The following is an 11,846-nucleotide window of genomic DNA, read 5'->3' on the forward strand; positions in this document are numbered from 1 at the left end:
CTCCCCCCCCCCCCCCCCCCCCCCCCCCCCCCCCCCCCCCCCCCGGGCTCCTACAAATGTGGGTCAGGGCTGCTGGACCTGTTGCTTGGCTTGTTTCACCACATTTTCGACGGTGAAGCCAAACTTCTCCTGCAACTTGGCTAAGGGCGCCGATGCGCCAAAGCTGTTCATCACCACCTTGGCCCCGGTCTGCCCGACATAACGGTCCCAACCCAAGGGACCGGCCTGTTCCACCACTACCCGCGCCTTGATCGCAGGGGGCAGCACGCTGTCGCGGTAGGCCTGGTCCTGGTCTTCGAACAGCTCCCAGCTCGGCATGGACACTACCCGTGCGGCGATGCCTTCGGCTTTCAGCTGCTCGTACGCTGCAACGGCAAGGCTCACTTCGCTGCCTGTCGCCATCAGGATGACGGTGGGGTGGTCGTCACTGGCCAACACATACGCGCCCTTGGCTGCGCCGGATGCTGGCGCGTAACGCGTGCGGTCCAGTGTCGGCAGCGCCTGGCGCGACAGCACCACGCAACTGGGGCGATGGGTTTGCGCCAGGGCCACTTTCCACACTTCCAGGGTTTCATTCGCGTCGCCCGGGCGCAGGGTCAGCAACCCTGGCGTGGCGCGCAACTGCGTGAGGTGTTCGATGGGTTGGTGCGTCGGCCCGTCCTCACCCACGCCAATCGAGTCATGGGTAAACACGAACACCACCGGCAATTCCATGATTGCCGCCAGGCGAATCGGTGGCTTCATGTAGTCGCTGAACACCAGGAACGTCGAGGTGTAGGGCCGCAGGTACGACAGCGCCATGCCGTTGGCAATCGCGCCCATGGCATGTTCGCGGATGCCAAAGTGCAGGTTGCGCCCGCTGTAGTCGTCGGCACTGAAACGCCCGGCACCGTCAAAGGTGAGGTTGGTCTTGGTGGACGGTGACAGGTCGGCCGAGCCCCCCAGCAACCAGGGGATGTGCTGTGCGAAGGCATTCAACACCTCGCCACCGGAGGCGCGGCTGGCAACGCCTTTGGCGTCTGTGGCGAACGTGGGCTGTCCCGCCTGCCACTGCTCGGGCATTTCCCCGGCGCGCATGCGCTGCAGTTCATCGGCCAATGTCGGCTCAAGCTGGGCCAGGGCCTGGTTCCATTGCGCGTGCAGCGGCTCGGCACGTTCGTGCAGCGCATCACGCAATACCGTGCGCGCGTCGTCGGGCACCAGGAAGCTGGAATCCTGCGGCCAGCCATAAGCGGCTTTGGTCAGGCGGATTTCTTCCTCACCCAGCGGCTCACCGTGGGCAGAGGCGGTGTTGTGCTTGTGGGGCGAGCCGTAGCCGATCACGCTGTCGACCACGATCAGGGTCGGCGCGCCGGTGTTCGACTGGAAGGTGTGCAGCGCCGTGCTCAGGGCTTGCAAGTCATTGGCATCGGTGACGTGCAGCGTGTGCCAGCCATAGGCCTGGAAGCGCTTGATCACGTGCTCACTGAACGCCAACTCGGTGTGGCCTTCGATGCTGATGGTGTTGTTGTCGTAGATCCAGCACAGGTTATCCAACTTCAAGTGCCCGGCCATGGAGGCGGCTTCGCTGCTGATGCCTTCCATCATGTCGCCGTCGCCGCACAGGGTGTAGACGTTGTAATCGAACAGCACCTGGCCGTCGCGGTTGAAGCGCTCGCCGAGCCAGCGCTCGGCCATCGCCATGCCCACGCTGTTGGCGCAGCCTTGGCCCAGTGGGCCGGTGGTGGTTTCCACGCCGGTGGTCATGCGGTATTCAGGGTGGCCCGGGGTCTTGGAGCCCATCTGGCGGAACTGCTTGATGTCGTCCAGGCTCACCGCCGGCAGGCCGGAACGCTTGCCGTGCGCGTCAATCTCCACCACACCCGCCAGGTGCAGCAGCGAATACAGCAGCATCGACGCGTGCCCCACTGACAGCACAAAACGGTCACGGTTGGGCCAGTCGGGATGGTCGGGGTGGTAGCGCAGGAACCGGCTCCACAGCGTATAGCCCACCGGCGCCAGGCCCATGGGCGTGCCCGGGTGGCCGGAATTAGCCTTTTGCACGGCGTCCATCGCCAGGGTGCGGATCGTGTTGATGCATTGGGTGTCGACAGCGGTGGCAGCGTGAGTCATGAAACCGGTCTCCCTCGGGTGGCGATCTACAGTGGAGGGCAGGGCGACGCAAAGGTTTGATCGCGTTGCCGGTGCCGCGACGAACGGAGGGAATTGACCTCGAACATGACAAGACCCACTGCAATGGGCTAGCTTCAAGAGCGTAGGCCATTGATCAACGTGCGGAGGTTTTCCATGCCAGTGAAACACGACCTGTATCAGGACTTGGGGTTGAGCAAGTCAGTCGTTCACGAACGCAGGGCGAGCGACAAACGCCTGGACTCACTGCTCACCCAATACGACGCAGCCGATGGGGAGGTGCTCAAGGCAGAGTCGGCCAGCGCCAGCGATGAGGACGTGGAAAAACTGAAGAAAAAACGGCTGTTGATCAAAGACAAGATCGTGGAGCAGTTGGGCTGAAGGGATGTCCGCGCCTACACGGCGCGGACATATTTGTTCAGAATTGTCTGAAGGACAGGGCGCTTTTGACTCTCTATGATGCGCCCCGCCCACCTGGCTCTGGGGACTGTTGCGGCGCAAGGATTGCGCTGGTGAGCCAGGTGGGCACCTTTCTTCAAGCCAGCAGCGCCCGCGCGCATTCGTCTATCGAGCGCTGCTGCGTTTCGCCATACAGCTTCAATTCATCAATCGTCTGACGGCCCAGCGCCTTTTCGAATTCCACCTGGTTGGAATTGGCCGCGTAGTGACTCTGCGCCGCATCCCCCAGGTTGGACTGGAAGATCCCCGCCGCGCTCACCGGCAAGAAATCCTCGTACACCAACGGTTCCACATCAATGTGGCCGGCCGCAATCAGCGCCTCCAACGTACGCGGCTGGTCGGTGTTGCCACGGGCGGCCACGCCCTGTTCGGTGGCGAAGTAGCGGAAGTACGCCAGGCCCTGTTCACGCATCTGCGCATGGTTGTCGGGGAAGGCCTGGAAGTGTTGCTCCATCAATGCCATATAGCGCGCCGCGTTGCCCTCGTTCGGGAAAGCACCCAGTTCATCACGCGCCGCATTCAGCAACTGGTCGTACAGCGCTCGGCCCTTGGGGGTCAGCGCGACGCCGCGTTGTTCGATCTCGCCGAAGCGTGCGCTGTGGCTGCCTTGGGCGTCGGTGAAGGCGATGGGTTCATCCAGGGCCTTGAAGCTGGTCTGGCGCAGCAGGATCGGGCACTCACGGCGCGGCGGGCCTTCGATCACCGCCTTGGGGGTGATGCCTTTGCCGGGCATGGCGGCCTGCACCTGGTCGATGTCCAGGGTGCGCGGGGTGAGGTGGTTGATGTGCGGGCCCTTGAAGGCCACGACATCGGCGATCAGGCGGTGCTGGTCGCTCAGTTGTTGGTACTGCGCGCCGGTCACGGTCGCGGTGTGGTGCCAGCGGAAGGTTTCCAGGGCCTGGCGGATGAACTCATCGGCGTCTTCGGCGTTGAGGCCGCCGTGCGTTTCGGCTTTCTCGATCAAGGCCAGGGCGCCAGGGGTGAAGATCGAGCGCTTGGCCAGGGCGGTTTCGGCGAAGCTGCGCAGTTCGAGGTTTTCGATCAGCTCCAGGCGCAGCAACGAGGTGAACACGCGGAACGGGCTGGTTTGCAGCGCACGCTCATGCACCGCGCGAAAGGCCGTGGAATGCACCGGCACACCGGCTGGCGTCAGGTCGTAGTAGCCCACCGGCTGCATGCCCATCACGGCAAACAAGCGGCCGATGGTGGCCAGTTCAAAGGCGGTGCCCAGGCGGATGGCACCGTGGCGTTCCATGTCCAGGCGCTGGATTTCGCCGGTGCGGCGCAGCTGTTGCGCCAGGCCCGGTTCGCGGTCGAGGACGCGGGTATTGGTCTCGGCCACCAGCTCCATCAGAGCGCCGTAAAGTGGAACTTCATCTCGGTACATGTCGGACATGGCCTTGGAGAAGCCTTTGCGGATGTCGTCGGGGCTGACATGTGCGGTGGTCGGCATAGAAAAATTCCTGAACACGGTGGAGTGGGGCATGGCCTATGTCTGGATTTTGTTGGGCTGGGCCTGGCCGTGCAAACGAAGAATCCTCAGGACTTCATGCTGAAAATGAATGAAATGACGCAAATATGACAAAAAACGACAGCTTGAAAATTTCATTTTTCGAGGACTTTCCTAACTAATTCTTCACGAGGAGCGCCCCGGTCCTCATGAAACAATCGTCACGTTTGTAGGGATGAAAGCTGTTCTGCACACACCGCACATAAAAATATGTTTAGGGGCTGTCGTTAATGAAAATTTCTACACTGGCGTTATCCATCACCGCCGCCTTGCTTGCACAGCAAGCCAGCGCCGATGATTTCGGGCTCGGTTCGCTGGGCACGGGGAACGGTCACAGCGGCTTTCTGGAAGACAGCCACGCGGCTATCAGCTCGCGAACCATGTACTACAGCGCAGACAACCGCTCGGGGACGGCGAATGATCTGCGTGAAGCGGCCACCTTGCTGCGCTTCGACTACAAATCCGGCTACACCCAGGGCACCCTCGGGGTCGGTTTTGATGTGATGGCCTTCGGTGCCTTGCGTCTGGACGGTGGCGATGGCCACACCGCAGGCCCAGGCCTGGCCGGTAACGGCAACAGCTTTTTCCCAACCAAGAACAACGGCACTGAACCGGCCGACAGTTTCGGTCGCGCTGCGGGTAACGTGAAGTTCCGCATCTCCCAGACCGAATTGCACGTGGGTGGCGGTCTGGCCCCGGTGTTGCCGATCCTGGTGTCCAACGACAGCCGTGTGGCGCCGCAGACCTTTGACGGCGGCATCCTGACGTCCAGCGACATTCCCAACGTGACCTTCACCGGCGGTGAGCTGAACCATGCCCAAGGGCGTGCTTCCAGCAACTCTACTGGCCTGAGCGTTGCCGGCGCGACCCGTGACAGCAACAGCTTCAAGTTTGGCGGCCTGGACTACAAACCGTTCGGTTCTTCCGACAATGCCATCGCTAAAAACCTGACGTTGCAGTACTACTACGCCGACCTGGAAGACTTCTACAAACAGAACTACTTCGGCTTGGTACACGTGCTGCCCCTGGGCAACGACCAGTCGTTCAAGACCGACCTGCGCTACTTCGACAGCACCAGCGACGGCAAGAACGGCTCGGCCGGCTACGCGTTCAACAACAACGGCGGCTATGCCAAGCACGCTGGCGAAGTGGACAACAAAACCTACAGCGCCGCGTTCACCTACCAGTTGGGTGGCAGCAGCCTGATGCTCGGCCACATCGGCGTGAGTGATGACGGCGGCTTCGTCTGGGTCAACCAGGGCAGCATCGCGGACCCGAACGCCCAAGGCGCCGGTGGCAGCGACTTCTACCTGTTCACCGACGCCGTGGTCGGCCAGTTCTCCCGTGCGGGCGAGCAGGTCAATTTCGGTCAGTACTCGTATGACTTCAAAGCCTACGTGCCTGGCCTGAAAGCCTCCATCGCTTACCTGGACGGTACTGACATCAAGTCCAAGGTAGCCGGCGGTGCTGATCAGAAAGAAAACGAAACCGACTTCCGTCTGGACTACGTGGTGCAGGAAGGCCCGCTGAAAGGCTTTGGCACCACCTTCCGTACAGGTACTTATCACGGTCACAACACCGGCACGGCCGATCAGGACCAAACGCGCCTGATCTTCAACTACACCTACGCGATCTTCTAAGAACGCGCGCGGAAACTGCGCAACTGCGCAGCGCCAAAAAACTGCAGGCCGCCTAATCAGCGGCCTCAGTCTTTTCTGGGCCAGGGTTGAGTCTTCATGTGCATCGGGGCGCGAATGGGTTCTACACTGCCCGTCACCGCGCCAGTGATGGAGGACCCGATGACGGCCACGCCCGTAACAGACATCCTTGCAACGATTGAAGGCCAACGCCTGGCCAACCCGGACGCCGAATGCTGGCGCGAGTGGGGCCCTTACTTGAGTGAACGCCAATGGGGCACCGTGCGCGAGGACTACAGCGCCGACGGTGATGCCTGGGCGTATTTCCCACACGAACATGCCCGCAGCCGCGCCTACCGCTGGGGCGAGGACGGCCTGGCCGGTTTTAGTGACAAGGCACAACGCTGGTGCCTGGGTCTGGCGCTGTGGAACGAGCGCGACAGCATCCTCAAGGAGCGCCTGTTCGGCTTGAACAACGCCGAGGGCAACCACGGTGAAGACGTCAAGGAGCTGTACTTTTTCGTCGACGGCGTACCGAGCCATGCCTACCAGCGCATGCTCTACAAGTACCCCCATGCAGCCTTTCCCTATGCCGACCTGATCACCGAAAACGCCCGGCGTGGCTTGGGCGATGCCGAGTACGAGGTGCTCGACACCGGGGTGTTCGAAGACAACCGCTACTGCGATGTCAGCGTCGAATACGCCAAGCACACGCCTGACGATATCTTCATGCGCGTCACCGTACACAATCGCGCGGACCAGCCGACCCGCCTGCAGGTACTGCCCCAGCTGTGGGCGCGCAATGACTGGAGCTGGACGGTTGATGCACCCAAGCCACAGCTGACCCTGGCCGGTTCTCACGTGCTGGCCCGTCATCATGAACTGCCCGACCGCCACCTCAGTGCCTGGGGCCAGGACGGCGTGGAATGGCTGTTCTGTGAAAACGAAACCAACTACCCGAAGCTCGACGCCCAACCGGCGCCGGGGCCGTTCAAGGACGGTATCAACGATTACGTGGTCGACGGTGTTCAGTCGGCGATTCTTCGCGATGCCGGTACCAAGGTGGCGGCGCGGTTCATCCTTGAACTGGACGGCCAGCAGAGCAAAACCCTTTACCTGCGTTTCGCACCTACCGATGCGCCTGAAGTCAATGCGCGCAAGCTGTTTGAACAACGCCGCGAGGAGGCCGATGACTTCTACGCGGCCCTGCAACACAACATTGCCGATGAGGATGCACGCAACGTACAGCGTCAGGCCCTGGCCGGTTTGCTGTGGTCCAAGCAACTCTATTATTTCGACGTCAACCAATGGCTCGACGGCGACCCGGCTCAACCTGCGCCGCCGCCTGAGCGCCTGCATATCCGCAATACCCATTGGCGGCACCTGTCGAATTTCGACATCCTGTCGATGCCCGACACCTGGGAATACCCGTGGTACGCCTCCTGGGACCAGGGCTTCCAGGCGGTGGCCATTGCTCTGATCGACCCGGGCTACGCCAAGCAGCAGTTGCTGCTGCTGGTGAAGGACCGCTTCATGCACCCCAATGGCCAGCTGCCAGCGTATGAATGGCGGTTCGACGACGCCAACCCGCCGGTACACGCCTGGGCCAGTTGGCGCGTGTACCAGCAGGATAAAGCGCTGAAGGGCGTAGGCGACATGGACTTCCTGGAGCGGATCTTCCACAAGCTTCTGCTGAATTTTTCCTGGTGGGTCAACCGCAAGGACGCCGAAGGCCGCAACCTGTTCCAGGGCGGGTTCCTGGGGCTGGACAACATCGCCTTGTTCGACCGTTCGGCCACGTTGCCACCGGGCTATCAGCTGGATCAGGCCGACGGCACCGCATGGGTCGCCGCGTATGCGCTGGACCTGATGCGCATCGGCCTGGAGCTGGCCAAGCGCAATCCTGTGTACGTGGATATCGCGGTGAAGTTCTTCGAGCACTTCCTGTACATCGCCGGGGCGATCAACCGTGTCGACGACAGCGCCGAAGGCCTGTGGGACGAGCAGGACCAGTTTTTCTACGACGTGCTGCACCGGCCCGACGGCCAGAACGAACCGGTGCGCCTGCGCTCGATTGTCGGCCTGATGCCGCTGTTTGCCGTGCTGGTACTGGAGCAGCGTGAGCATGAAGGCTTGGAAGGCTTGCGCGAGCGCCTGCTGGGCTTCATGAAACATCGGCCGGACCTGGCCAAGCTGGTTTCACGCTGGAACGAACCGGGGCAGGGCAACCGCCTGTTGCTGGCGTTATTGCGGGGTGAGCGCACCAAGGACTTGCTGCGTCGTATGCTCGATGACAACGAGTTCCTCTCGGCCTTTGGCGTGCGCTCCTTGTCCAAGGCCTTCGCCGAACAACCCCTCGCGCTGAAGATGAATGGAGACACCCTGTGCGCGCGCTACCAGCCGGGGGAGTCCGATTCACGCCTGTACGGCGGCAACTCCAACTGGCGCGGGCCGTTGTGGATGCCGGTGAATTACATGCTGATCGAGTCGCTGCGTGAGTTTCACCGCTACTACGCGGATAACTTCTCGGTGGAATACCCGACGGGCAGTGGTTATCTGTCGTCGCTTGAGGAAGTGGCTGACAGCCTCAGCCAGCGCCTGACGCGTTTGTTCCTGCGCGATGAAAATGGCCTGCGGCCGTCGATGGCCGGCTATGCGCAGTTGGAGGCCGACCCGCTGAGCCGCGACTTGGTGTTGTTCCACGAGTATTTCCACGGGGAAACCGGGCGTGGGTTGGGGGCGTCGCACCAGACGGGGTGGAGCGCGTTGGTGGCGTTGTTATTGAGTGTTCCGTCAACGGCGTGAATCGGGTAGATTCGCCGGCCCGACCCTTACAAGGATGTAGATCATGGCGAATACCGCCACTGCTTCACGCCCAGCGAACCTGCTGGTTGCCCTGCTCATGGGCGCCGGTGTGTTTACCTTGAGCCTGTATGCCAGCAGCGCCAGCGCAGCCTCAATGAGGGCCGCCTGTGTGCAATGCCCATCGGAGACTGCCGATGCGTCCAAATGGGTTAAAAATGGCACGTATCGCCTCGACCCCGTGACTCTGTCGATTGACGATGAGGTCAGAAATGCGGACCCTGACTCGCTTCGCAAAATGACCCGGCTCAAGCCGCAGGCGCTTGGGGCTGATGAAAATGATCCCTTGGTCGATGAAGTCGTCCGCGCGATTGATATCGTCGGTGAGGCCGGTGATGTCGATATATTGAGGGCGCAGTGGCCCGAGCTGACGCGCCGATCGCGTTACGCGTACAGTCTTTTCATTAACGAAGGGCAAATAGCCGATTTCTATAACGTCTACGTGCGCGTGGGGCCCAACAAGTATTTGATCGTCATTGGCCGGGACGTGGAGTCCGGGGAGTTCCACGAGCGGCCGGGTGAGGGGTACCTCATCAACCGCCGTGGTACAGAGGGCCATTCCAGGGAGCTTGAGCAGTTTAGAGTTGTCGAGGCCGCAGCAGGCCGCTGACAGATCCTCATGAGCCAGAAATGAACGTCGCCTCAGGTGCACGGTTTGCCGCGGTTGTTGCTGTAGTGAGCGGGCTTGCCCCGCGCCGCGGTCTACAGGGCCTCCTATATCGACCTGACACACCGCCGCGCGGGGCAAGCCCGCTCACTACAGGTCGGGGTTTTGGGCAAAAAAAATCCCGCCTCGAGAGGCGGGATCCGGGACCGTCCGTGAATCAAGCCGGGAACAGTTCGCTCAGCTTCATGGCCAGCATCATGTCGCCTTCGGTGCGCAGTTTGCCGCTCATGAAGGCTTGCATGCCGTCGGTGTCGCCGCTGACGATGCCTTCCATGGTTTCGCCGTCGGTGACCAGGGTCACTTGGGCGTCAGGGTTTTCGCCTTCCAGCAGTTCGCAGGTGTTGTTTTTCACCACCAGCGAGAAGTTCTGGGTGTCGTCGATACGGAAACCGAACACCAGGTCCAGGCCGTCGGCAGCGGCTGGGTTGAATTTGGCTTTCATTGCTTCTACAGCTTTGGCTACGTCAGTCATGGTTTCGATCCTTTAGGGTGAGTCCAGTGACCTTGGGGTCACGGTTGGCCGCCATTCATCGGAAGGTGATGAGGTGCGGCGCCTTCAACAGTTGCAAGTGGGTGTGACTGTTGAAGGAAGCCAGTGCCACCTCGCGACCGCGGAATTTCAGCTGGTTGAGCGAGGTGTTAACAATTTGCCAGTTCAGCTCGAACGCCTGGGCTGCCGGCATTCGGGTGATCAGGTGGAGCAGGGCGGTGATGGTGCCGCCGGAGGTGAACACGGCGATCTTCTGCGTGTTGTCGGCTGCTTCGAGGATGCGTTGCAGGCCGCCTTGTACGCGCTCCACGAACCCCAGCCAGCTTTCCAGCCCGGGCGGGTCGTAGGTGCCGGCCAGCCAGCGCTCGATGATCAGGGCGAAGATGCGTTGGAATTCGCTGCGGTTCTGCGCGGCATTGCGCAGGATGTCCAGGGCCTCGGGCTCGGTCGTCAGCAGGTCGGGCAGCAGGGCACGGATGATCGCGTCGGCATCAAATTCGTTGAAGGCGCTGTCGACTTCTAGCGCCGGCACCGGCAGGCCGAGGGCTGCATAGTGCTCGAAAGCGGCGGTGGCGGTGTGCTGCTGGCGACGCAGGTCACCGGCGACACAGCGGTCGAACGTGAGGCCCAGGTCTGCCAGGTGGCGACCGAGCACGTGCGCTTGTTCCACGCCGACGGGCGACAGGACGTCATAGTCGTCTGCACCGAAGGAGGCCTGGCCATGTCGAATCAGGTAGATGCTGCCCACGTCCGTTTTCCCGGTACGTTGAAAGTCTGGCGAGGTTATGAGGATGCCGAAGAGCTGTCAATGAAAAAACATACGCTTGTTTTAAAAGCTCGTTAGAGGCCCATTGCTGGCGGTTTGAGCACTGGCCCGAAGGCAATGCCGTCGGTATGCTGGGGCCATCCGCGCCCGGCGCAGTGCATTTTTTAAGGAGTCATATGGATTTTCTGGCTGAATACGCGAGTTTCCTGGCGAAGACCGTCACCCTGGTGGTCGCCATTCTGGTGGTATTGATCAGCTTCGCAGCCCTGCGCAGCAAAGGCCGTCGCAAATCGGCTGGCCAGTTGCAGGTCAGCAAACTCAATGATTTCTACAAGGGCCTGCGTGAGCGTCTGGAGTCGACCCTGCTCGACAAGGACCAACTCAAGGCGCTGCGCAAAGCCGAAAGCAAGACCGAAAAGAAGAACAGCAAGAAGAAACCCGAGGCCAAGCCACGGGTGTTCGTGCTGGATTTCGACGGCGATATCAAGGCCTCGGCCACCGAGAGCCTGCGCCATGAAATCACCGCCTTGCTGAGCCTGGCCACGCCAAAGGACGAAGTGGTGCTGCGCCTGGAAAGCGGCGGCGGCATGGTGCACAGCTACGGCCTGGCCTCTTCGCAACTGGCGCGCATTCGCCAGGCGGGCGTGCCGTTGACTGTGTGCATCGACAAGGTCGCGGCCAGCGGCGGCTACATGATGGCGTGCATCGGCGAGAAGATCATCAGCGCCCCGTTCGCCGTCCTCGGATCCATTGGTGTGGTTGCGCAGTTGCCCAACGTCAATCGCCTGCTGAAAAAACACGACATTGACTTCGAAGTGCTGACGGCCGGCGAGTACAAGCGCACCCTCACGGTGTTTGGCGAAAACACCGAGAAGGGCCGGGAGAAATTCCAGGAAGACCTGGACATCACCCACCAATTGTTCAAGAACTTCGTGTCGCGCTATCGCCCGCAACTGGCGATCGATGACGTGGCGACCGGCGAAGTGTGGCTGGGTGTTGCAGCCCTCGACAAACAACTGGTCGATGAACTGCAGACCAGCGACGAATACCTGGCCACCAAGGCCAAGAGCTCCGACGTGTTCCACCTGCACTATGCCGAGCGTAAAAGCCTGCAGGAGCGCGTGGGCCTCGCCGCCAGCGGCTCGGTGGACCGTGTGTTGCTGACCTGGTGGAGCCGCTTGACCCAGCAGCGCTTCTGGTAATCGCCGGCGCTTCTACGTGTTGCATGGGCATACATTCCGTGATGCTCCGCACCACCTGTAGGAGCCGGCTTGGGGGGGGGGGGGGGGGGGGGGGGGGGGGGGGGGGGGGGGGGGGGGGGGGGG

The 11,846-nt window shown here is 61.7% G+C and carries 9 protein-coding genes; 5 read left to right on the top strand and 4 right to left on the bottom strand.

The window, feature by feature from the left end; genetic code table 11:
• Positions 1 to 63 precede the first annotated feature (63 nt).
• A complete protein-coding gene (gene tkt / locus AC07SU_RS29355) occupies positions 64 to 2,112 on the bottom strand; it encodes a transketolase (protein ID WP_494999067.1) in 2,049 nt (682 codons plus the stop codon).
• A gap of 174 nt (positions 2,113 to 2,286) precedes the next feature.
• On the opposite strand from tkt, the gene AC07SU_RS29360 reads away from it, so the two are divergent.
• Positions 2,287 to 2,511 carry a DUF465 domain-containing protein gene (locus tag AC07SU_RS29360; protein ID WP_494999068.1) on the top strand — a complete coding sequence of 75 codons (225 nt, stop codon included), beginning with the start codon at positions 2,287 to 2,289 and terminating at the stop codon, positions 2,509 to 2,511.
• 154 nt (positions 2,512 to 2,665) lie between these two features.
• Here the strand turns inward: AC07SU_RS29360 and hglS are convergent, their stop codons facing one another.
• Positions 2,666 to 4,042 (bottom strand): 2-oxoadipate dioxygenase/decarboxylase HglS, encoded by a 1,377-nt coding sequence (hglS, locus tag AC07SU_RS29365; protein ID WP_494999069.1) that lies wholly within the window; start codon positions 4,040 to 4,042, stop codon positions 2,666 to 2,668.
• Between the two features lie 287 nt (positions 4,043 to 4,329).
• Between hglS and AC07SU_RS29370 the strand changes: the two genes are divergently transcribed.
• From AC07SU_RS29370 to AC07SU_RS29380, 3 genes are all read left to right on the top strand, one after another.
• Positions 4,330 to 5,739: an OprD family outer membrane porin gene (locus AC07SU_RS29370; protein ID WP_494999070.1), complete on the top strand. Its 1,410-nt coding sequence runs from the start codon at positions 4,330 to 4,332 to the stop codon at positions 5,737 to 5,739.
• A gap of 159 nt (positions 5,740 to 5,898) precedes the next feature.
• Positions 5,899 to 8,541 (top strand): MGH1-like glycoside hydrolase domain-containing protein, encoded by a 2,643-nt coding sequence (locus AC07SU_RS29375; RefSeq protein WP_494999071.1) that lies wholly within the window; start codon positions 5,899 to 5,901, stop codon positions 8,539 to 8,541.
• A gap of 43 nt (positions 8,542 to 8,584) precedes the next feature.
• Entirely contained in the window at positions 8,585 to 9,208 is a 624-nt protein-coding gene (locus tag AC07SU_RS29380) for a hypothetical protein (RefSeq protein WP_494999072.1), read from the top strand.
• Positions 9,209 to 9,422: 214 nt separating this feature from the next.
• Here AC07SU_RS29380 and AC07SU_RS29385 read toward each other — a convergent pair whose 3' ends face one another.
• Positions 9,423 to 9,737 carry an SCP2 sterol-binding domain-containing protein gene (locus tag AC07SU_RS29385; protein ID WP_016969749.1) on the bottom strand — a complete coding sequence of 105 codons (315 nt, stop codon included), beginning with the start codon at positions 9,735 to 9,737 and terminating at the stop codon, positions 9,423 to 9,425.
• 55 nt (positions 9,738 to 9,792) lie between these two features.
• On the bottom strand, positions 9,793 to 10,503 hold the full coding sequence (locus AC07SU_RS29390) for a histidine phosphatase family protein (RefSeq protein WP_494999073.1): 711 nt from the start codon (positions 10,501 to 10,503) through the stop codon (positions 9,793 to 9,795).
• 194 nt (positions 10,504 to 10,697) lie between these two features.
• Between AC07SU_RS29390 and sohB the strand changes: the two genes are divergently transcribed.
• On the top strand, positions 10,698 to 11,723 hold the full coding sequence (gene sohB, locus AC07SU_RS29395; RefSeq protein ID WP_494999074.1) for a protease SohB: 1,026 nt from the start codon (positions 10,698 to 10,700) through the stop codon (positions 11,721 to 11,723).
• Positions 11,724 to 11,846: the final 123 nt, after the last annotated feature.

The organism is Pseudomonas sp. GW821-FHT05H12 (genome assembly GCF_059419385.1).